We start from the raw sequence: 22,940 nt of genomic DNA, 5'->3' as shown, positions 1-22,940 counted from the left end.
ATTACTTTTTCTTTGCTTTCCGTGTTTCCTTTACATTCTCTTTAGCTACCTGGGCGGGTTTCAGCACACTGTTTATCAGCGCGGGCTGTTCCAGCAGTTGCAGTGCTTCTTTAAAGCTGCCGTTGTCGGTGTTTAATACCTGCAGGTAGTAGTCGTTGCCGGCGAACAGCTGTGCGGCAAGCTGGCCTTTTATTTCGAGAGAAAGCAGGGGGAGGATCCTGTCTTTACTGCCCGGCAGCAATGGAAGTCCTGCCGCTTTTGCGGAACCAACTACTTCCTGTACAAGGTAATCCGGAACGTTATATTGTTGATTGAATGCTTTGAAATCCGGGTAGTCGGCCAGCAGCTTTGCACGGTTGGTATCCAGGTAATCGAAAGTGATTTTGCCTGTGAGTTGATGATCTGCTACATTCTGCAGCCAGCCGTTGTATTCAACGGTATCCAGCGGGATGAAGCGATCAGGCATAATACCACCACCACCGTAAACAGTTCGTTTGCTCGTCAGCGTAGTGAATTTTAAAGAATCCGGAAAGTGAATCACCTTTTCGTTGGTGAGTTCACCGCTGGCCAGCCGGGTGTATACATTGTCGCTGTAGGAGGAGCCGTGGTAGGGCTTTTGAATAGATCTGCCGGAAGGCGTGTAGTAGCGGGCGCCGGTCAGTTCCAGCACGGAGCCGTCGAACACGGGCACCGGACGCTGCATCAGTCCTTTACCAAAACTTCTTCTGCCAACAATGGCCGCACGATCCCAATCCTGCAGGGCGCCGGTGAGTATTTCACTGGCGGAGGCGGTATACTGGTCGATCAGCACTACCAGCCGGCCTTCCATGAATCTGCCGAAGCCGCCGGTGTAATAATAGTCTTTGCCTTTGTCCCTGCCAACGCTGTAAAATACCAGTTTGTCTTTAGGAAGAAACTCGTCTGCCACCCCGATTGCTGCTTCTACATATCCGCCACCATTGCCCTGAAGGTCCAGGATCAGGCTTTTCATGCCTTTGGCCTGTAAATCAGTGATAGCCTTATCCATTTCATTACGGGTGGTTTCACTGAAGATGCGCAGGGAAATGTATCCAATGCTGTCGTTGACCATATAGGCGGCTCTGACAGACCTGTCGGCTACCACATCACGAAGGATCTCTTTGGTGATATCGGCCGGGTTGTTCCGGTGGCGTATGACCAGTGTCAGCGGTTTCCCTTTTTCTCCCCGGATCTTTTTCATCACCTCAAAGTTGGTAGCGCCGGTAACGGGTGCATTATCTATAGAGATGATCCTGTCGCCGGCCTGCAATCCTGCTTTTTCAGCCGGGCCGCCGCTAATGACCTGGGTAATATAAACGGTGTCTTTCTCTGCCAGGAACTGAATCCCAATGCCCGCAAATTTACCTTTCATCGCTTCCTGCATCTGTGTGGATTCAACGCCTGAAAAGTAGCGGGAGTGCGGGTCCAGCCCACGCATCATACCGGCAATGGCTGCATTCACCAATGCTTCATCTGTCAGGGAATCCACATAGTTGCCCTGGATGGCTTTTAATGTTTGCCAGAGCTTTTCTTTCGGATTTACCTGTGCTTTCAAACTGAATGAAAGTCCCACCAAACCCATAGTAATCAGGGAATATCTTTTTAGCAACATAAATTATTTTTCTGCTTTTAAAAGTTCAATCGCGTAGGTCAGTTCATCCACCAGTTTACTCGGACTACCGGAATAGCCTTCTGCGGTATAGCGCATGACACCATCTTTCAGGATTACTTTTCTCGGGATAGCGGAAGAGTTGAAGAAGGGTACAAAGGTTCTGAAAACAGCATCCTGGTGACCGGTTTCTTTGTTGATGTTATCATGCAGCAAATGGAAGCGGAAGCCTTGTTGTTTGATATACCCTTCTGATTTTTCTTTGTAGTTATCGTACTGCATGGTGCCCACCATGTAAATAGCCACCTGTGGGTCGTTGCTGTATTTATCTACCAGCATCTGCATGCCGGGAAATGCACTGATACAGGGTTTGCACCAGGTGGCCCAAAAGTCCAGTACCACGATTCTGTTGCCCCATTCGCTGGATCTGATGGTTTTCCCTTCCGGGTCCTGCATGGCAAAAGGCACATATTCTTTATTGGTCATGCCGGCTTTTACTTCGGCGATGAGCGCTTCCTGATCCTTCACGGATTTGAGGCTTTCGAGGTATTGATCGTATTTGCCATCTTTGTTTTTAGCGATATACACTTCCTTCAGCTTGTCGAACATGGGGCCTGTCATCGCATTGGCCCTTACGCAGTTTTCAAGGAATGGCTGAATGGCGGGCTGATCGCCGGTTTGCTGCAGGATGTCCAGGTGGAGTGCATTCAGTTCGGCTCCGCCATAGGCTCCCTTTGCAGAAAGATGCCGGAAGTATTTTTTTGCTTCTGCATATTTTTTCATGCTATGCAGCAGGGTAATATGGTTGGTCAGTTCATTATCGAGTTGTTCGGCAGCATTGGCGGCGGCTTCTTCTTTATTGAAAACACCTTGCTCCTCATAAGACCTGTCGTTCACTTTCTTCACCAGTTCATTGATCATCCGGGTGGAGATGTTGAACAGGGTGTCAGTGCCCACCATTTTAAAAACAGTGGCCCGCATCACATTCCAGCGATAGAGCTCATTTTCTGTTTTGAAGTTCAGGGGAGATGACAACTCCAGGAATTTATCAAACTGTTTGGTGTCGAAATAGGAACTGCCTAATGTACGATGTGTTGTATAGTAGATAAACTCCTGTCCGTTGGGCTGTTTGCGCCACTCATCATATGGAAATGCTTTCAGAAAATCTTCAGATTGCGCGATCATGGCTTCCATTGTTTTCGCACTGGAAGCTTTATGAAAGGCCGCAAGGCGGGCGATGGCCCCTTTGGGATATTTCTGAATCAGCAGTTCCTGTAGTTCCTGTCCTCTTTTTGTGTCTTTCAGCTCAAACTGGAAGTAGCGCTGAATGGCACTCAGCTGTTGCTCGTTGAGCGTTGTTTGTTTGATGAGGTCTTTGGGAGCTGCATCCCTGTATTGCTCCTTGTTGACCTGCTGGGCAAACGCGGCAGCAGTACAGAGTAAAAGACCACATCCGATTAAACCTATTGTTCTTCTCATGTCTTTAGTTTTATCTTGGGTTCTGCATTAATTCAGGATTCAATTCAATATTTTTTGGAGGGATGGGATATACGTAGCGGTCGCCGGCAGTGAGCGTATAAATGGCGCCTTTGAAGTCGCGTGTAACGGCTTCCGCTAAAGCTGGTTCCCTGCTTAGCCGGCGTTGATCAAACCAGCGAAGACCGGTACCAAACAGTTCCCTTCTTCTTTCGTCGAGGACTATACGTAATGCGGCGGGAGCATCGGCGGCGGTGAGGGCGGTATAATCTGCGGCCCTGAAGCGATGCTGCCGCAGGGAATTGACCAGGGTCATGGCAGCGTTTGTGTTACCCGCTCTTGCAAGCCCTTCTGCCTGTGTGAGCATCATTTCCGGTACGGATACGCCAACAGCGATGTTATCGCCTTGAAATACCATATCCCGGTAAGAGCCGCGTCCGGTGAAGGCTGGCTGGAAGGTGCTGCCATTACGGGTAAACAGGGAGTACCGTACGTCGCGGGTATCAAACAGGTTCACCAGCTTACTGCTCAGCGGCAGATTAAGATAGCCCGGCCTGGAAGCCTCTTTCGACATCAGTACCTCGGGATTCTCCAGTCTTCTCGGATATGCTTTGGCGCCATCTGCATAGTCGCCCAGGTTGAGCAGGGACGACTGGTAGGAGAGCGACTTCGCCGCATTTTCTGCTGCCTCCGGATAACGCTGCATGTAGAGATATGTTCTTGCGAGTACCGCGTAACCGGCCGCTTTACCGGGATGCAGGTTGTTGGTAGTTACGTCCGGCAGTACAGGAATGGCGGCGGTCAGATCTTTGATAATCTGATCATACACTGCCTGCACGGATGGGCGCTGTAAGCTTACAAAAAGATCAGGCGACAGCAACAGGGGGACGCCCATATCGGATGCCGCGCTGCTGCTGTTATACACGCGGGAGTAGATGTTCACCAGCGTCAGATAGGTGGTGGCGCGTTGTACCTGTGCCTCTGCATAAACACGCTGCTTTTGCAGCGTGGTGCCGTTTTCACTTTCCATGACGAAGGCAGTGACCTGGTTGCACACATACACAAGATTGTAGAGTGCATCCCAGCCGGCGTCGCTTTGATCGGAAGTATAATAAGTGTCGGCCCAGGTGTACATATTTCCTAACCCGTTGGTCAGGAGATTCTGCATACTGGTATTGCTTTCGAGGTTAATGTCGTCGCTGGAAAGAATCGGCATGCTGGCCGATCTTTCCATTACGTCTACATTGTTCAGCAGTTTTTCAAAATCTGCGGTGTATTTAAACTGGCGTTGGTTGGGTTGTTCTACTTCCACATATTTGCGGCAGGACACAGCGCCCATTGAAAAAGCCAGCAGCGATATATAAACAAATTTCATTTTCATTTCGGTCATTTTTTTCTGTGTTAGAAAGAAGCGTTCAAACTCATGAAATAGCTGGGTGAAGGAGGAAGGTTGGAATAGTTGTTCCTCATCACATAGCTGGGATCCAGTCCTGATTTGTTTTCACGCCAGATGATGCCCAGGTTTCTAACCGAGAAGTTGAGCCCCACCGATTTTACCATCAGGCGGGAGAGTGCTGCCGCCGGAACCTGGTAACCGATGTTGATTTGTTGCAGGCGGATATGGCTGGCACTTTCTACCAGCAGGTCAGACATCTTGTAACGGTTACTGCTGTTGGTAGTCACATTGGGAAGACCAGGAACATTGGTAAACTGTTCGTCGCCAGGTTTGCGCCAGCGCAGTGCAAGGTCTTTCTGAGTGCCTATCACGCCGTAGTAATTGTTGGTGGCGTAGTCCGGATAGTTCTCGATAGAAAGACGGCGGAATACATGGCCCATTTCATAGGTAATACGCACACCGAAAGTGAACGACTTATAGTTGAAGTCATTGAAGAAACCACCAAAGTAAGGAGGTGTGGTACGGCCCATGTACACCAGGTCTTCCTGGGTGATGGTGTTGTTGCCCGCATCTGCTGAAATGATCTTTCCATTTTTATCATATAGCTGGGAGCGGCCTTTGTTGTCCAGTCCGGCCCAACGGTAAGCATATACATAATCATTCGGCATGTCCACGATGGGTGTACCGCTATTTACTGCCTGGCTGCTGGTAGGTTTGGTGAAGCGGGAATCAGTTACCTTGTTGGTATTATAAGAGAAGTTAAAGGTAGATGCCCATCCGAATTTACGTCCCCGGATGATCTCTCCCCGGATGCCTACATCAAAACCGTGACCGGTCATGCTGGCTGCATTATAGGCGAGTGAAGTCCAGCCGTAGGTACTGTTGATCGGGAATGTCCAGAGCAGATCGGTAGTGCGCTTGCGGTAAGCATCCAGGCTCACATTCAGGCGACTGTTTAATACGCTGAAGTCAAGCCCCAGGTTGGTGGTGCGGGTAAGCTCCCAGCTGATCTGGTTATTAGCGGGGGATATTACACTACCAAATGGTTCGCGGGTGATGGGATCCAGTCCGTTTAATGAAAGGATGGCCGCATTGCTGGCGCTGGTGGGAACAGATCCGGCGGTTCCGTAAGTAAGACGAAGCCCAAGTTTATTGATCCAGCTTACCTCTTTCATAAAGTCTTCTGAGGTAATGTCCCATTTCACACCGGCAGACCATAATGGTTTGGCGCGCTGACTGCGGGAGGCGCCGGCAAGGGTGTAATCATCAAATCTCACGCTTCCGGACACCACATAGCGGTTATTGAGGATGGATAAGGCGCCATTACCGTAGTACGACAAAAACCTGTTGATAGACCGGAGGATGGTACCATCACTATATCCTAAGCTGGAGCTCCAGCCCATCACGGTCATATAGGAAGTGGTTGGATTCCAGGAGGCGGAAGAGTAGGTATCTTCGTCAAATCCAAACCTGGTTTGCTGGTAGCTGGTAGCCTGGTTTTCCCGGATTTCGGTACCCGCCAGTGCATTGAGACTGAAAAGAGTGCCCCAGGATTTATTTACGTTTACCTGTCCGCGCAATCCATAGCTGGTTTCCGTACGGTTATGACTGATCATCTTACCGCCGTATGGTACGCCATATACCAGGCGGCCATTGGCGCCAATGGTAGTACCATTATTTACCAGCGCTCTTGTTTCGTAGCTGTTCAGGTTAGAGAGATATACATCTTCTCCGTTGTTACGTTGCAGGGAACCGGCCACACTTACATTCACCCAGTCGGTAATTTTTGTGTTGATATCCGCGTTCAGGCGGATACGGTTTTCCTTGTCGGTCGTATTGCCGTAGTTTAGTTCCTGCAAGGGGCTGTAGGTCCAGGGCAGGTAACCTTTGCTGAGGAAGTCGGCAGCCACTTCATCGCGGAAATCGATAGACCGGGCGATAGGGTTGCCTGTGGCATCCGCCAGCATTTCGTAAGGGCGGAGGCCCTGGCGGCCCTCACCGATTGCATTCAGCGCAGCGGTGTTAGCCAGGCTGTTGGCATAGTTATAATTGATACCGGTATTTACCGTTACGCGGTTATTAAATAGTTCGTTACTCATGTTGGCTGTAACAAAGTAGTTTTCACCTTTATTACCCCTGAATACCGGCAGGTCGCGGGTATAGTTGGTAGATACATAGTAGGTGCTGTTTTGCCCGCCACCGGAGAAGGAGAGATTGTATTGTTGTGAAACCGCGCGTTGCAGCAGCAGGTCGCGGATCTGGCCGCGGTTATCCATATTGCCGAGCGCGGTGAGGGCCGAATCGCGTTGCGCAGGGGTAGCGGCGCCGCGGTCCACCTTGAACATCCATTCCAGGGCTTCACTTACGGGTCTGTTCTGGTTGAAGGTCATCCAGCTGTTGTCCCATTTGGCGGGATCGCTGAAGAAACCCAAACCTTTCATTTCTTTTTCCAGGTCAATATATTCTGCACTGCTCATGCGGTTCAGATTTTTCATATTGGCGGGATTGGAAACACTCAGGTTTGTACTGAAGTTCAGGGAAGAAGAATTCTTTTTTCCTTTTTTAGTGGTGATCACAATCACACCGTTAGCCGCTTTGGCGCCCCAGATAGAAGTGGCGGCAGCATCTTTCAGCACGGTGATGGATTCAATGTCTTCCGGGTTATACCTGCTCAGTATGGCGCCGCCGCTGGCGTTATTATTGAGCCGGTTGGACAGTTCCTGGTCAAGCGCAGGGAATCCATCTACCACGATCAGCGGGCTTCCGCTACCATTAAGGGTATTGACACCGCGTATGGTAATCTGATTGTTTCTTACATCGAAGCGTACGCCGGGTGTTACACCTTCCAGGCGTTCCATCAGGTTAACAGCGGGTACACTTCTGATTTCTTTCGCGGTAATCTGGCTGAAGGAGCCGGTAGCGCGTTCTTTAGGTATGGATTGGTAACCGGTAGACACCACGCTTACTTCCTGGAGTTGATGTACATCTGTTTCCAGTTTGGCGTTGATGATGGTTTTGCCGTCTACATCCACTTTCAAGGGGTTCATGCCTACGAAGGTGAAGATGATGGCGTTTGTTTTTTCTTTCAAACGAAGGGTATAGCTGCCATCACTGCTGGTGATGGAACCGAACCGGATGGCAAAGCCTTCCGGGATCACGGTGACGCCTACCAGCGGGTGACCCTCTTTATCCGTAACTACGCCGGTGAGTGTTTGTACATAATCATCGGAGGCAGTAGCAGGTGCAACGCTGCCAGCTGCTTCCCGCGCCTCTTCTCCTTTATCGGGCCGGGTATCCCTGATGATGGTGTAGTAGTTTTCCTGTACGTAAAGGAAGATGAATCCTTTTTTGTAGAGTAAATCTTTCAGGACACTTTCTACTGGTTCTTTCTTCGTCAGCGGAGTTTTAAAATTCACATAGATGTTGTCCAGCAGATGGGCTTCGTATGAAAATTTAGTACCGTAAACGGCCTTTACTTCCTCTAAAGCAGCTTTTAATTTCATTTGTTGCTGGGCAAATAAACTTCCTGGCAGTGTTCCCAGCAGGAAACACATGACAAATAACATTCGTTTATTCATTCTCCTAATTTTGGCTGATAATTAAATGATTTGCTTTTTGATCGATTTTAAGATTAAACACCTTTCTGATAACAAAAAGGATGTCGTCGGCATTGGCAGCGGGTACAGTTCCCGAAAGCTTTTTCTGTGCCAGCGCTGGCGCTTGTAAGCTGATCTCATAACCATAGGTATCTTCCAGCACATTCAGTATTTCAGAAAGTGTGTAGCCATCCAGGTCCATTTCGTTGTTGGTCCATGCCTTGTTGGCCTGTGGCTTCCTGTTCATGGTGGTCAATACCTGTTTGCTGCTGTCGTACATGAAGGCGTCTCCCGGTTTGAGCATTTTGACAAAGGCTCCGGCGCCGTTTTTTTCAATTCGCAGACTACCTTCCAGCAGGGAGATTTCAGTGATGCTGCGACGGTTGCGGACATTAAATTTTGTACCTAATACTTTTAATTCCAGGTTGCTGACATGCACCAGGAAAGAGTCTGATTGTTGCAGGCGGTTTTTCGTGGCTACATGTTTTACCTCGAAGAATGCTTCCCCCCGCAGCCAGATCTCTCTTGGCTTCTCTGATTTCCAGGTACGTGCATAATGGATGGCTGAGTTGCCGTTTAAGGTAACAACCGTTTCATCTGGTAATACTACCTGTTCCCGTTTACCAAAAGTGGTACTGAATTTCTTTTCTCCCAATGAGGCCCATTCCCGTAATGCGACTAATAGTATCAGGGCTGCTGCAGCAGCGCCTATCCACCTGGAGGCAATTTTCAGCGGCCGGTACACCCGTTGCTGTCTTTGTTCATCTGCTGCTATTTGGTTGGCAATCCTGTCCCAAAGCTGCAACTTGCCGGTGGCAGGGTGATACGGCTTTTGTTTGTTGATGAGCAGTATCCAGGTGCGGGCTTCTTCCATCGCCGCCCTTTTGTCCGGATATTCACCGGAAATACGCTCCCAATAAGCCGTAGACAGATCATCTGCTTTCAACACATGCCGGATGAACTGCTCATCTTTAAAAAAAGACGTAGTGGTGTAATGATTGTAATCGCTGTGCTGATGTTCCATGCCTGATTATATATACACGACCCTTTAAGATTTTATCCCTCCCTTTATTAAATAAATAATAATTTTATTTAAAGGGCGATAAAATGAATAATTTCTAATTACGACTTTAAAAAACAGGGCGATCTTAGATTTTTTTCAAGGATATAACAACAGTCAAAATAAGGAGATCAGTTTTGGAAAGATAATTCCGTAGTACATCTATTGCTTTATATACCAATTTATAGGTACTGGAAACGGAAATCTGCATCAGGGCAGCAATTTCTTCATATTCCATTTCCTCGTAATACCGGAGGTGGATAATTTCTCTTTGTCGTGGCGTCATTTTTTCCAATGCAAGACCCAGGTTGGTGCGTATGTTCTCCAGCCTTTCGCGGCTGATCATTGTTTGGTCATAAGCAAGCTCCTGATCCTGGTCTATCCACTGATCAAGGACCAGGAAACTGTATTTGCGCTGCTGTATATCCAGCATGTGCAGCAGTACCCTACGGAATGACTTATATAAATAGTTTTTAACTGATTCGGTGGCATTAATGGATTCCCGTTGTTTCCAGAGCTTAACGAATAAGTCCTGCAAGGCATCTTCTATGATGTGGTCATCCTGCGTAAACTTGTGACCATAGTTGAATAAGGGGGTATAATACTTGTCAAAGATAATTTGCAGGGCAGATTCATCTCCTGAACGAAAACCATCCCATATATCTTTGTCATCAGTCATAAATCCTGCACGATTCAGTTTGGCTTATGTGCGAAGGTGCTAAAAATGTTTTACATTTCAAACCGTGGGGGAGTGTTAATTCAAAATCTCATATAAGTCTTTGATACCCACCAGCAGGAAGTTCGGTGGGATTACTGTATAATTTAAGAGCGCTGGCGCGCTTCTCCGGTTATTTACTCATCTATCGCCATAATCCCTTGCTGTTTCAGCATTTCCAGCCCATCTTTCATTGCTTTGATTTGCTCTGGTGAATGTCTTTGCCATACAGTAACCTCACCAACGACCTTAAATGGGTGTATGGAGCGATAGGACATCGTAGGATTACAAAATTTGAGTTAAAACCGGTTTCTATAAGATCCCCGATTTTTAAATCCGCTTTGGTGCCATGAAAGAAGGTTTGGGAAAAAGGATTCAGAATAGACGTTTGGATTTCGGTTGTACTCATTGCGTTACTGTTTTTGATTTATCGTTTGTATTTTACGGTCCATTATTTCCATTGCATCTGAGAAATACTTCTCCAAAACTTTTAATTCTTCTGATGAAAATGTAGCAAACAGTTTTTCGGTGCTGCTCTGGAAATCTCCATAAAGAGGTTTGAACAGCGCCGTTATTTTTTCTGTGTCCGGTACAATGATAACTTTTCTACGGTCTGCTTTATCAGGTTGCCGTTTTACCAGTTTTTGCTTCTCAAAACGGTCTGTTAAGCTCGTAACCGCGCCGGTGGTGAGGCCCGTTATATTAGCAAACTCCCCGGCTGTCATTTGCCCCTGCTGAAGTAAAAACCCTAAATATTTATGGTCCGTGCCGGACATGCCTGCTTTTCTGCCAATGGCTTCGTGCATTTGGATAGTAGTATAGGCAAATTGCTGGCTTAGCTTCCTTAGCTTTCTGATTTCTTCTTTGGCGGGCATATGTCTTGATTATTAATTATCTTGATTGTAAAGATAAATAATAAATACTCAGTCGTCAAAATAAAACAGGTTCCCGAATTACTTTCCTTTATTTCTGATCATTTTTCCGGTAGCCCATAGGTAAAAAGTACAACCAGAAGAAACCTATAAGGAATAAAAACAGCGAGGCCAGAAATGCCGGCAGGGCAATATCCGTGTTCTCACCGAGTGCATTATTAAGACTGGTATAGAGCAGCCATATCTGGATGCTGATATTCAGGATAAGAATAATGATGAGGGCAGATATGAGCGTATTTGTTTTATTCGGGTGCGCTTTATTTTGTGCATCTTTAAAATTGCTCATTTTTAATGTTGTTAGATAGATTCTTAAATAGCAGCTGTATTTTTAGCGCCGCTCTGATTCCCGGCTTTCACATACACATCATCTCCTTTCAGTAATACTTCCAGCGAAGGCAGTGGCCTGGGCGGTGGCCCTGCCAGCACTTCTCCTGTCATGGCATCAAAGAAACCTTCATGACAAGGGCATACCACCTGCCCGGAGTTCGGTTTATAATACACTGCACAGGAAAGATGGGTGCATTTTTGTTCATATGCCCTCCAGTTGCCGTTCTCCAGGCGTATGAGAATATAAGGGATATTGCTTCCTTCAATAACAAAGGAGCGGGTACCCCCTACAGGAACGCTTGCAGCTTTACAAACAAAATGTTCTCCTGTTACTTCTTCGGGTGGAAAGAAATTGGCTTTAACAGCTACATAGGCGCTGCCCGCTGCAAGACCGCCGGAAACCAGGCAAAGGAAACGGGCGAAATCCCGCCGGCTTACTTTGGTGGCTTCGGTTCTTTCTATCGGAAAATCCTCTTTCCAATGAGGTGCTTTTGCGGTTTTATCGGACATACTATTCAGTTTAATGGATTTTCAGAAAGGTGCTTCCTTTGGGCATCATGATATTTACTTTCGTGGTAACCTCCTGTTCTCCGAAAATGAATTTATTTACCGGGGTGCTGTTAGGGCGCATCCGGTTAATTTCTTCCCTGGTGCCGTAAAACAAAGCCTGGCTGGGGCAAACGGTGGCGCACATCGGCTTTTTGCCGGCGCTGGTCCGGTCGTAGCACATGTTGCATTTCATCATCATGTCGTATTTCTCTTCTTTGATCGGTACGCCAAAAGGACAGGCCATCACACAGTTGGAGCAGCCTATGCATCGCGCGGTATTGGCGCTGTGCACTACGCCAAAGTCATCTTTCGAAATAGCATCAGCAGGACATACCTTAGCACATACCGGGTCATCACAGTGCATGCATACCTGTACGGTAGTTTGGATGGTCACTGCACGTTCCACATAGTTTACATGGATCATGCTTTCGTGGCCATTGGTTTCGCATTCTGCACAGGCCATTTCGCATGCTTTGCAGCCAATGCAGCGCTGCATGTCCACGAAAAATTCCATATCGGTTTTGTAGGCGGTAACTTCCATCAGGTTTTCCTATTTTATGTGAGTCAAATACTGTCAAATGCTTGTGTTTCGCCGGGCTGGGTGAAAACTCCCAACGGCTCCAGCTGGCAGGCGCACACTTTGAATTCCGGGATCTTTGACACGGGGTCCAGTGTGCCGATGGTCAGCTGGTTGGCTGATTTTTTGCCAGGCCAGTGATAGGGAATGAATACGGTATCTTTCCGTATCGTTTCCACAATATTTGCCGGGAAATCGGCTGTACCGCGCCTGGTGGTAACCCTTACAGTTTCGCGTTGCCGGATATTATAACGTTGCGCCAGTTCCGGATGTATTTCGAGCAGCGGTTCCGGTATCAGGCCTACCAGTTTGCCGATCCGCCTGGTTTGTGTGCCACTGAGATACTGGGACACCACACGGCCGGTGGTAAGTACTACCGGGTAGTCGTTGTCCGTAACCTCCGATGGTTCCCGGAAGGGCGCCGGGTTAAAATGTGCTTTACCATCCGGGGTGGCAAATTTTTTATCTTCCCACAGTCTTGGCGTGCCTGGATGATCTTCGGAAGGGCAGGGCCAGAAGATGCCCATATTATCTTCCACTTTTTTATAAGTGATGCCATAATAATCGGCTGTGCCGCCTTTGGAGGCTATGCGCAGTTCATTGAAAATGGCTTCTGAGTTGGCGTAGGTAAATCTTTCGGCTTCTCCCAGCCTGGCTGCCAGTTCCAGGATAATGGAAGTATCTGTACGGGCATTTCCCGGAGGGGTAACGGCCTGGCGTATACGAACAACGCGGCCTTCTGCGGTAGTAACGGTACCTTCTTCTTCTTCGTGCAGGGATCCTGCCAGCACTATGTCCGCGTGCCTGGCGGTTTCGTTTAAAAAGAAATCGATACAAACATAGAATTCCAGTTTTTCGAGGGCTTCCCTTACATAGTTATTATTTGGTAAAGATACCAGCGGGTTAAAGCAGATAGACAACAATCCTTTCACCTCGCCGCGGTGTATGGCTTCTATTAATTCCCAGGCGGTGAGTCCTTTCCCGGGAAGCGCCGATTCCGGGATATTCCATACGCCGGCAATATATTTCCGGTGTTCGGGGTTGGTGATATCCCGGTTGCCCGGCAACTGATCGCATTTATGCCCGTGTTCCCGGCCTCCCTGTCCGTTGCCCTGGCCGGTAATAGTGCCGTAACCACAGTAAGGCCGGCCAATGCGGCCGGTAGCCAATACCAGGTTGATGCAGCCTAATACATTATCCACTCCTTTGGAATGATGTTCAATGCCGCGGGCATGGAGAAGAAAGCTTGTACTGGCTTTGCCCCATAGTTCCGCAGCCATTTGTATTTTTTCCTTTTCGATACCGGTGATAGTTTCCGCCCATTCAAGGGTATAATCCTGCACTGCTGCTATCGTTTCCCGGAACCCGGTAGTATGCTGATCAATAAAATCATGATCCAGCATATCATGATCCACCAGGTATTTAAGCATGGCTCCATACAGGGCGGAATCCGTTCCAGGTTTTATTGCCAGGTGTACGTCTGCCGTTCTGGCCAGAGGAATAACCCGTGGATCTATGACGATGAGTTTTGCACCGTTATCTCTTGCCCGCCACAGCCAGTAGGTGAGGGTAGGGAAGGTTTCGCTGACGTTGGCGCCGGTTACAATGATCACTTCTGCATGTTCCAGGTCTGCATAGCTGTTGGAGGCGCGGTCCAGTCCGAAAGCTTTTTTATTCCCCGCGCCTGCGCTCACCATACATAATCTGCCGTTATAATCCAGGTTGGCGGTTTTTATGGCTACCCGGGCAAATTTTCCCATCAGGTAGCTTTTTTCATTGGTGAGTGACACGCCGGATAAAACAGCAAAAGCATCTTTTCCGTGATCCGCCTGTATTTGCCTGATAGCCGTAGTAACCCGGCTGAGGGCATTATCCCAGGAAACCGGCTTAAAGCCTTCTCCTTCCACACGCTCCAGTGGTTCCATTAACCGGTCGGGATGATTATCCTGCAGGTATCGCTGTACACCTTTCGGGCAAAGCCGTCCTTCGTTGAAAGGAAATTCCATCCAGGGTTCGAAACCCACCACTTTGTTATTTTTTACCAGCAGCTGAATACCGCATTGCATGCCACAGAAGCAGCAATGCGTTTTAACAGTGGCATCGGGTTCATCTCTGCCGGTGTATCCCTCCTGGGGAGCAAAGTTGAGATGAGGACCAAAACGGTGAATAATTTTATCAATGGATACGGGTAGTCTGGCCATGCTGATTGTATTTTATTTTCGGGTGATGCTTCTTAGCGTTTATCCAAACAGCGTACCGCCTTCCAGCCGGGCTTTCAGGTGTGCCTTCGCCAGCAGGGAACGTTTCCCTTCCGGGCTGTAATCAAGGTGAGAGGTGCCGTCTTCCAGGGTGAAGTCGAACCCCACTTGTTTGGTGACGGTCTTCAGATCATCTACATGTAATTGGGTAGTAAATGCTTTGCCGGTATGGGGGCAAACAGCCATGCCTCTTTTTTCTCCTTCCCGCTTATAAATATGCGCTCCTATCTGGGCAGGACGCTGGATAATATGAAAAAACTTACCAAATGGGATCCACACCAGGAAAAGGATTACGGAGATGGCATGTGTTACCGACATAAAATCATACGCAATACCCTTCATAAAGGCGTAACTGAAATTCAGTCCCAATCCCGTTACCGAGATAATGATCAGGAGAATAAGGGGGAGCAGGTCGCCTTCGAAGGTTTGAGATGCGATCAGTCCCGCATTGGTTAATCTTCTTACTAAAAAAATTACAGCGCCTGCTATAACAAACCAGGAGCACCAGGTTAAAGCATGAAAAATTAAAAATGCCATAACCGACCCCAGTTTAAAGTTCATTACTTTAAAGCCAAAGAAGTTGGCAGCATATAATTTAGTGGCTCCCGGATCCAATGCAGATGCGGAGTCTAGCGTAAAATTGATCCAGCCAAGCGTGAGCGGAATGGTAATGGCAAATGCCGCCAGGCAACCGGAGGCCAGCATAAAATGCGCTATCCAGCGTTTTTTGCTTCTGGGGTAGATAAAAGACTGGAACAGGAGATTTTTTATGGAATCCCATAGCAGGGAAAAAATATGACTGAAGATTTTTCCGGAGAAGACCAGCTGCCAGGTGCGTTTGAAATACATCCAGGTAGGTGGCCTTTGCAGCCATACGCAATAACGGTAAATAGCTCCGAACACTGCAAACAGGGTTCCGAACAAATAGGCAATTAAGGCAGGATCAAAATTTTGCAGCTTCCTGGAACCATAAAAAGAAAGCACCACGCAAATGAGGGTAGCAATAATTGAAATAATGGCCGCTTTCTTATTGAGAGAATACCGCATGGGTACAATTTTGGATATCTGAAATAAAACAAAGAAGGTTATTTCTCTTGTATTTTTTTTGCTGAAAAAAAATCAATGAATAAACCAATCATTACGATCACCCACGTACCTAAAGCTAATATAACAAATAAAGCGGAAATAGGTTTCAGGAAACTGAAACCAGTGATGGCCGCATAGGTATATGTACATACGCCGTACATGCCCAGCGGGAAAACCATCGACCAATACTGGGGATCATACTTCAGTTGCACGCCGGCAATAAAGTGCCGGTAGAAGAACATAATGAACAACAGGGGGATCCACCAGCTGGCGAAAGCCCAGAAAAACATCGTGAACGCCTGCACGAAACCAGCCCAGTCACTGAGTGTTTGGTGTGTATGGGCATACATGACAAGTCGGGACCCTGCCAACGTGATGATCGCCACCGCGCCCATATTAATCCAGTAGGGCGGCGTAAGGGTTTCTGCTTTCATACTGAAAAACAGCCAGCGGTAAAGGATTAGCCCGATAAGTACAAAGTAAAACATGCCACCTATCATATAGGTACACAGGGAAATAAATGCAATCAGCCAGTGAAACGTGCTGCTGTTGGCAATAATGGCGCCCAAAACAGCCACCGACTCTGTAGATACAACAATCAACAGCCAGGCGCCATTGATGCTCTGTTCCAGGGAAGGTTTGGGCTCCTTCATAATATTTACAAGGAAGAAGGTATATAACAACAGTATCCAGAGTACAAACCCCGCTATCCATAATATCAGGGCAATATCCATGCGTCCGGTGATAAGCGCCACCTGGCTGCCCAGCACGTTGTTACCCGCCACCAGCGTAAGGAAGGTGACGCCCCTGGCTGAATGATGAAGATCATTCCAAACCACTACCGGGAATTTTATAATCCGGAGAATAAGGATGATCCATAACAGGAGGTAGAAGAATACATTTAAACCGAGGAAAATGCCGGCCATCCGGGTATATGACCAGAGGAACAATCCTATAGAAACGATACCTGTAGCCATTATTAGCGCAAAATAACCAGGGAAGAAATTTTCCAGAGATGTGTTGTTAACCGGTTGACCAGGATGTGCGAGTCCAGCTTTAGACATGATCAGGGTTTTCTGTAATTTAAGCTTTACCGGGCATAAAGATCTTTTGGGTACAATAAATCTTTATGTTTTCAAATCATTATTGATTTCAGGCCAGGCAAACCCAACTCCTCCGTGCCGGTATCTTTCAGTTTCCAGATAAAAAGAATTCACTCCCTGAAGTCCAACACCTGCATAATAAACGAATTTATCTACATGCTCCTGATATTCACCAAATTCACGATATTCTGTTTGTAAGGCAAGCACTTTAGCTAATTCTTCATTATGGATGCGGAATGCCTGAAAACAGGCATCCTTCAGTGAAAGATTATATTCCTGCTGCAATACAAAAACCAGGTTAAAAACTTCTGTTCCCTTCGCCATTTCTTTTGCGAGGGAATGAATGTCATTTTGCCATGCAACAACCAAGGTCATATGAGATATCATTTTTTGAACAACAATATGCTCAAAAATATGTTTCGGTAGTACAAGGCCCGATTCGATCTCGCCAAAAATCAGGTACGGACGCATAAGAACAGAATACTCACGGATTGTTTTGAAAAGCGTGAGCGACGGCGGACGTTGTGCTATTTTATAAGGATATTCCAATTCAATCCCATATCTGAAGGATTGATAAAAATAGTAAATAAAACGCTCAACCCATAGATCAGGCATCAAAGCGCGGAATTCATCCCTTATCAACGCCATATGTTGATAGAGTGCATTTTCCTCTGGTTTTGGCTGAGCGCCCCTGAGAATGTCTACACAACGAATCCGTAATTGTTGGATTTCCTCCAGGGATGAATGTTCTACCTGGTCGTCAAGAACGACATACTGGAGCATAAACCTGTTGCAGGGAATACTCTGTTCATAGGTCAGGTCAGGCCACATACGTGCAGTACACATATGTAGTCTCATTTTCTTGTATATTTTGCGTTGTTTTTCTGTAAGGAAAGTATAGTCATTATCAATCCATCCATCCATATCCTTCCCCATATGTTCTGCATGCGGATTGATAAGGTCCGGCCAGGGATAATGACCGGCTGCCAGATAATCCTTTGAATTATATTCTTCTGATTTCATTTTGCTTAGGATTTAAGTTTTGCAAATAATGTTCTTTCTGTGGCCATTTTATCTGCATGCTTATGCCAGCTCTATAGATACTTAATTTCTACTCTGTCTATCGTCTCGCCTTTTCCATTGGGGGGCACAGCAAATCCGCCAGGTTCATACCGTTTTGTTCCGCTTTTATAATACCAATTATTTAGGCCGCTGATCATTTGTTTTATGTAATAAATAAATTCCGCTGTTTCCTTTTGGTGCGGACTGAAATCCGGGAGATGATTTGATAATGTTACAAATTCGTTTACAAGCTCATCATGAATCCTCATTCCTTCCTTGCAGGCTTCCTCAAAAGATATTTTATTATGATGCTGTAATAATTTGATGATATTGAACATTTCTGATTCTATTGCGAGCTCTTTGCCGATAGTTGCAAAATCGTTCTGAAGGGCAACAATGATTGATTGCAACATAATAATACGCTGGATAACGGTATGATTATAGATATAATCAGGTAAAGCAAAACCAGTTGTGGGACAAATCAAATCAACAAACGGAATCATTCCTATGGAATTAGCGCGGATTAAATGAAAGAGAGGAATAGGAGGAATGTCCTTACTGATTTTATAGGGTGATTCTTCCATAATTCCGTCAGTAACAAAACGATATTTATAATTTTTAGCTATCCGCTCAAGCCAGAAGTCTGGCATCCCAAGCGCAAGCCACTCCTTTCTGTTTGTTTGCATTTGACGAAATATTCCCATTTCCCCTGGTTTGGGATCGTCCCCCATCATTACCTCAAAAATCCGGTCTCTGAAGGCTGCGATTTCCTTTATTGGCAAAAGTTCTGCATAATCATCAGTTACTGTCATATAAATGGCAAAACGTGTTGCATGAAGGACGCTGTCCTTTTGAGTAGCAGCAGGTACCATAAAGGGGCCTACATCAACTAATCGCATTTTTCTGTACCTTGCCATCGCTTCTTTTGATAAGAATTGATAGTCCTGGTCATACCAATTGGTTTCTTCTTCGTAGAAGGCTCCGGCGAAGGGGCTTTGAAGGGTTTCCCAGGGATATATTGGTTTAGGCACATTAAATTGCTTGTCCATAATATTTGTTTTTTAATTTAAATTGATGAAAAGTTAGTATTCATGCTTAACAAGTCGCTGTAATAAGCAAATTGAAAAAGCCTGTTTGTTGATAATATTATATTTGATTTAGTTTTTCTTTTAATTCTTTTACTTCCGGAAATTCCATAGCATTATAACGAGCTAGTTTTGTGGATATATTTTTCCATCCGCTGAGCACCATACTCATATAATGTACCCAGTTAACAACAGCGTCCTGCCATATTCCAAAATCAGGAAGAGAAGCTTGTAATTGCACAAATTCCTTAAGATCTTCATTATGAAGCCGCAGATCTTCAAGACAGGCCTCTTCGAGAGAAATCTGCTGTTCGTTCTGGATCACTTTTACAATGTTATAATAAATGCTTCCTGTAGCTTCATCTTTCATTACAGACTGTACCTCATTGAAATAAGCCACCAAATGACAGGCTAAGGCTTGTAAACGACAAATGACAGGATGCTCATGTATCTCCGGAGGCAGAACAATACCGGTTTCAATTTCTGTGAGCTGAAGGAAAGGGTATAGGCAGATGGAATTTTCCCTTAAGGCAATACATTCCGTTATAGTTGGAAATATTTTGTTTTTCTTATACTTCAGTTCTGTTTCCAATCCGGTAAAGTACCTGTTGATCATCTGACTGAAACGAAAGATTGATTCCTCCGGAATGAATTGAAGCAGTTCCTGCCTTAGTGAGATCAGCATAGCTCCCAAAGGTATTGTTGACTCTGCAGCGCTGATTTTCCCATTCAATATTGCAATAGATTGGGCACATATATTTTTAATATCATCGGGTTCACTTTCCTCATAGAGATCGTCATTATATAACGTCCAGAGCATTAACCTGCAGATGGGTTTAAAACGTTCAATTGGTGCTGTAGGAAACCATTGGGCAGCAATATGTGCAGTTTTGGTTTTCTTGTACTTTTTCCGCAGATCGGGGTTATTTTCATAAAGCCATAGGTATTCTCCATCGATCCATTGGTTTTCTGTAATTTCCTGCAGCTGATCTGCATTTGGGTTCTTTAATGTCGGGAAGGGATACTTAAATTGGGTATTAAGCAGTTCAAGGGTGTTCATGGGTTACTGTTTTTTAATTTCACATAAGTAGAATATTTATCTGTAAAATCGGGTCCGGGCTGACACGGGGAAACGAGCCGGAAAAGTTCCGGAGACAATTTAATCTCAAGCCAATCACCATTAGTAACCGGGTGTAACGAAGGATTGATCTGCAGGGCCTGACAATGGTTATTGGAATTAAAATGCTGTCACTTTCCGATTCCGGAGGGGAACAAAATTTTCATAAGTTGTTATTTTGAGGGTTTTAAGTTTCGTATTAGTTTTATTCTACTAAGTTAGAAATTTATTTAACATAACCTAATTTTCACGCAAAATTGATATTTAATGTAGATATTTTGCAGCGGTAGAAGTTTATAGTAGCGGTTTGCCTTTCGATTAACGAATCAGGTATTACATCCGATTTTTGTGATAAAACCGGTTGTCCGGGAAAATTTTATCTTTCGCCGCCATTTTTATGCCTCAAATCTTTTAGTCGGACAATACTATTTTTAAATATAAACAGATAAAGAATTCACAATACACTTAGGATTCCAAATTATTGATTAGCTCCTGGCTGAAACTTGTCTCTTTTCTAAAAAAGATTTCGAATGCATCCGGTGTAAAGTACCATTCTCTCAGAAAATGATCTGAAGAGAGGTAAAATGTGTATTTTTATTTTCATCAGCAAAAACCTTATTTTATGACAATAGAACAAATTGCAGCACGTTTGGCAGCGCTTTGCCGGGAAGAAAAATTTGATATTGCGCAGAAAGAACTGTATGCGGATGATGCGGTCAGCATAGAGTCATATGTCATCCCTGGCTTTGAAAAAGAAACCAGAGGGTTGGAGGCTTTAATTGAGAAAGATAAAAAGTTCAGCGCTATGGTGGAAGCCAGGTATGGTACCATTGTTTCGCCGCCATTGATCGCGGGCAATGTTATTGCTTTTGTACTCACAATGGATGTCAAACTGATTGGCAGCGATCGTACAAAGATGAATGAGCTTTGCGTATATCATGTGAAAGATGGTAAAATTATTTCGGAGCAGTTTTTCATGTAACAGATCAGAGATTGAGTTGCCAGATCAAGGTTATACCCATGTTAAAGTCGCCGTAGTTAATATTTCAGGCCGGTATTAAAGTACGCATCAATAGAAGTGGTACTACGTTTGGGCGTTCCCGTGCCCCGGAATGTAAGAAATGTTGAAAATACACTTAATTATTTTTATCTTTCCGGTATTCAATCATACGCGTAAATTCCATGTCTACACTCTCTCAAATACTCGAACATAAGATCATTGCTATCATCCGCGGTGTGGAACCGGCAGATGTGCTGCGGGTGGCAGAAGCCGTATATGCCGGCGGGATCCGCCTGCTGGAAGTGACGATGAATTCAAGCGAGCCGCTGGCCGTTATCAAAGAGGTGTCTGCGAAAATGGGCGACAAAATGATCATCGGCGCCGGCACTGTGCTGGACGCCGCTACAACCAGGGAAGCAGTTGCGGCGGGAGCGCGTTTCATACTTTCTCCCATACTGGAGCCTGAAGTAATCAGAACAGCCCGGGAACTGGGTGTAGTGAGCATCCCCGGCGCCTACACGGCCACAGAAGTTTACGCTGCCTACAAACAAGGGGCAGACATGATCAAGGTTTTCCCGGCTACTTCTGCAGCTTATATCAAAGACATCTCAGCGCCACTGCCCAAAATGCATCTGTTGCCTACAGGCGGCATTACACCCGGGAATATCAAAGATTTCCAGAAAGCCGGTGCTGCCGGCTTTGGTATTGGAAGCGCCCTGGTGAATGCCGGCGCCACCATTACACCGGAATACCTGCAGCAACTTGCAGTAAAGGCGCAACAGTTCATCCGCGCCATTCAATCCTGAAAAAAGTAATACATCGTTATGAAAATAAAAAGCTATGAACTATTCCAGGTGCCGCCACGCTGGCTGTTCCTGAAAATAGAAACGGATGAAGGCATTATTGGCTGGGGGGAACCGGTGATAGAAGGGAAAGCCGCTACGGTTAAAACCGCGGTGGACGAGTTGATGGAATACCTGTTGGGCAAGGACCCTATGCATATTGAAGACCACTGGAATGTGATGTACCGTGCCGGCTTTTACCGCGGTGGTCCCATCCTGATGAGCGCCATTGCGGGCATTGATCAGGCGCTGTGGGACATCAAAGGAAAATATTATAACGCGCCCGTTTACCAGTTACTGGGTGGCAAAGCGCGCGATAAAATGAAGGTTTACTCCTGGATTGGGGGCGACCGTCCTGCAGAAGTAGGAGAGGCCGCCCGTAAAATGGCGGAACAGGGCTTCCTGGCCGTCAAGATGAATGCCACGGAGGAACTGCAGTACATAGACAGTTATGAAAAAATAGACGCTGCCATAAAACGTATTGCCACCGTGCGGGAAACAGTGGGGCCAGGAATAGGTATTGGTATAGACTTTCACGGCCGGGTACACAAGCCTATGGCCAAAATACTGGCCAAAGAAATGGAGCCCTTCCGCCCTATGTTCATCGAAGAGCCGGTACTGCCTGAAAATAATGAAGACCTGCGCGAAATTGCACAACACGTGGCCATCCCCATCGCTACCGGTGAGCGCATGTTTTCCAAATGGCAGTTCAAAACGCTACTGAAGGATGGTTATGTAGACATTATTCAGCCGGATGTTTCCCACGCCGGCGGCATCACCGAATGCAAAAAGATTATCTCTATGGCCGAGGCTTTTGATGTGGCAGCCGCGCCGCATTGTCCGCTGGGGCCTATTGCGCTTGCCGCCTGCCTGCAGGTGGACGCTACCTGCCACAACGCTTTTATACAGGAACAAAGCCTGGGCATTCACTATAACCAGGGCAGCGATCTACTGGATTACCTGGTGGATAAAACAGTGTTCCAATACAGTGACGGCTATGTGGAGATACCCTCTAAACCGGGGCTGGGTATAGAGATCAACGAAGCGCATGTAAGAAAAATGGCCGCGGAAGGACATAACTGGCGCAACCCCGTGTGGCGGCATACTGACGGCAGTGTGGCGGAATGGTAAA

General features: G+C 46.3%; 19 protein-coding genes and 1 pseudogene. 3 read left to right on the top strand and 17 right to left on the bottom strand.

Annotated features, from left to right (window positions below; genetic code table 11):
- Position 1: 1 nt before the first annotated feature.
- From ACMXI2_RS15345 to ACMXI2_RS15265, 17 genes and pseudogenes are all read right to left on the bottom strand, one after another.
- The gene (locus ACMXI2_RS15345; RefSeq protein WP_483776975.1) at positions 2–1,630 is read right to left on the bottom strand and encodes a S41 family peptidase; all 1,629 of its coding nucleotides are present in this window, start codon (positions 1,628–1,630) and stop codon (positions 2–4) included.
- Positions 1,631–1,633: 3 nt separating this feature from the next.
- Positions 1,634–3,106 (bottom strand): TlpA family protein disulfide reductase, encoded by a 1,473-nt coding sequence (locus ACMXI2_RS15340; protein WP_483776974.1) that lies wholly within the window; start codon positions 3,104–3,106, stop codon positions 1,634–1,636.
- A gap of 10 nt (positions 3,107–3,116) precedes the next feature.
- Positions 3,117–4,484, bottom strand: a complete 1,368-nt coding sequence (locus ACMXI2_RS15335) for a RagB/SusD family nutrient uptake outer membrane protein (protein ID WP_483776973.1) — start codon at positions 4,482–4,484, stop codon at positions 3,117–3,119.
- A gap of 20 nt (positions 4,485–4,504) precedes the next feature.
- Positions 4,505–8,077 carry a SusC/RagA family TonB-linked outer membrane protein gene (locus tag ACMXI2_RS15330; RefSeq protein WP_483776972.1) on the bottom strand — a complete coding sequence of 1,191 codons (3,573 nt, stop codon included), beginning with the start codon at positions 8,075–8,077 and terminating at the stop codon, positions 4,505–4,507.
- Between the two features lie 4 nt (positions 8,078–8,081).
- On the bottom strand, positions 8,082–9,119 hold the full coding sequence (locus ACMXI2_RS15325) for a FecR family protein (protein ID WP_483776971.1): 1,038 nt from the start codon (positions 9,117–9,119) through the stop codon (positions 8,082–8,084).
- Positions 9,120–9,243: 124 nt separating this feature from the next.
- Positions 9,244–9,834 carry an RNA polymerase sigma factor gene (locus ACMXI2_RS15320; RefSeq protein WP_483776970.1) on the bottom strand — a complete coding sequence of 197 codons (591 nt, stop codon included), beginning with the start codon at positions 9,832–9,834 and terminating at the stop codon, positions 9,244–9,246.
- 173 nt (positions 9,835–10,007) lie between these two features.
- A pseudogene (locus tag ACMXI2_RS15315) lies at positions 10,008–10,279 on the bottom strand (NAD(+)--rifampin ADP-ribosyltransferase).
- Positions 10,280–10,283: 4 nt separating this feature from the next.
- Positions 10,284–10,745 (bottom strand): MarR family winged helix-turn-helix transcriptional regulator, encoded by a 462-nt coding sequence (locus ACMXI2_RS15310; RefSeq protein WP_483776969.1) that lies wholly within the window; start codon positions 10,743–10,745, stop codon positions 10,284–10,286.
- Between the two features lie 88 nt (positions 10,746–10,833).
- Entirely contained in the window at positions 10,834–11,088 is a 255-nt protein-coding gene (locus ACMXI2_RS15305) for a DUF6755 family protein (RefSeq protein WP_483776968.1), read from the bottom strand.
- 23 nt (positions 11,089–11,111) lie between these two features.
- On the bottom strand, positions 11,112–11,639 hold the full coding sequence (locus tag ACMXI2_RS15300) for a Rieske (2Fe-2S) protein (protein WP_483776967.1): 528 nt from the start codon (positions 11,637–11,639) through the stop codon (positions 11,112–11,114).
- 10 nt (positions 11,640–11,649) lie between these two features.
- Positions 11,650–12,219 (bottom strand): 4Fe-4S dicluster domain-containing protein, encoded by a 570-nt coding sequence (locus tag ACMXI2_RS15295; RefSeq protein ID WP_370910607.1) that lies wholly within the window; start codon positions 12,217–12,219, stop codon positions 11,650–11,652.
- Positions 12,220–12,242: 23 nt separating this feature from the next.
- Positions 12,243–14,456: a molybdopterin oxidoreductase family protein gene (locus ACMXI2_RS15290; RefSeq protein WP_483776966.1), complete on the bottom strand. Its 2,214-nt coding sequence runs from the start codon at positions 14,454–14,456 to the stop codon at positions 12,243–12,245.
- Between the two features lie 39 nt (positions 14,457–14,495).
- The gene (locus tag ACMXI2_RS15285) at positions 14,496–15,560 is read right to left on the bottom strand and encodes a hypothetical protein (RefSeq protein WP_483776965.1); all 1,065 of its coding nucleotides are present in this window, start codon (positions 15,558–15,560) and stop codon (positions 14,496–14,498) included.
- A gap of 38 nt (positions 15,561–15,598) precedes the next feature.
- On the bottom strand, positions 15,599–16,663 hold the full coding sequence (locus tag ACMXI2_RS15280; protein ID WP_483776964.1) for a tellurite resistance/C4-dicarboxylate transporter family protein: 1,065 nt from the start codon (positions 16,661–16,663) through the stop codon (positions 15,599–15,601).
- 63 nt (positions 16,664–16,726) lie between these two features.
- Complete coding sequence (locus tag ACMXI2_RS15275) at positions 16,727–17,725, bottom strand: terpene synthase family protein (RefSeq protein WP_483776963.1); 999 nt, start codon at positions 17,723–17,725, stop codon at positions 16,727–16,729.
- A gap of 71 nt (positions 17,726–17,796) precedes the next feature.
- Entirely contained in the window at positions 17,797–18,813 is a 1,017-nt protein-coding gene (locus ACMXI2_RS15270; protein ID WP_483776962.1) for a terpene synthase family protein, read from the bottom strand.
- 97 nt (positions 18,814–18,910) lie between these two features.
- Positions 18,911–19,909 (bottom strand): terpene synthase family protein, encoded by a 999-nt coding sequence (locus tag ACMXI2_RS15265; RefSeq protein ID WP_483776961.1) that lies wholly within the window; start codon positions 19,907–19,909, stop codon positions 18,911–18,913.
- Between the two features lie 679 nt (positions 19,910–20,588).
- Here ACMXI2_RS15265 and ACMXI2_RS15260 point away from each other — a divergent pair.
- The 3 genes from ACMXI2_RS15260 (at position 20,589) to dgoD (ending at position 22,939) form a co-directional block, all read left to right on the top strand.
- Entirely contained in the window at positions 20,589–20,948 is a 360-nt protein-coding gene (locus ACMXI2_RS15260; RefSeq protein WP_483776960.1) for a SnoaL-like domain-containing protein, read from the top strand.
- Positions 20,949–21,148: 200 nt separating this feature from the next.
- Positions 21,149–21,772 carry a bifunctional 4-hydroxy-2-oxoglutarate aldolase/2-dehydro-3-deoxy-phosphogluconate aldolase gene (locus ACMXI2_RS15255; protein WP_483776959.1) on the top strand — a complete coding sequence of 208 codons (624 nt, stop codon included), beginning with the start codon at positions 21,149–21,151 and terminating at the stop codon, positions 21,770–21,772.
- An 18-nt stretch (positions 21,773–21,790) separates the two neighbouring features.
- Positions 21,791–22,939: a galactonate dehydratase gene (gene dgoD / locus ACMXI2_RS15250; protein WP_483776958.1), complete on the top strand. Its 1,149-nt coding sequence runs from the start codon at positions 21,791–21,793 to the stop codon at positions 22,937–22,939.
- Position 22,940 lies beyond the last annotated feature (1 nt).

This window comes from Chitinophaga sp. G7 BAM 1005, assembly GCF_057126945.1.
The sequence above is the reverse complement of the archived record's forward strand: the minus strand, read 5'-3'. Positions and strand labels throughout refer to the sequence as shown.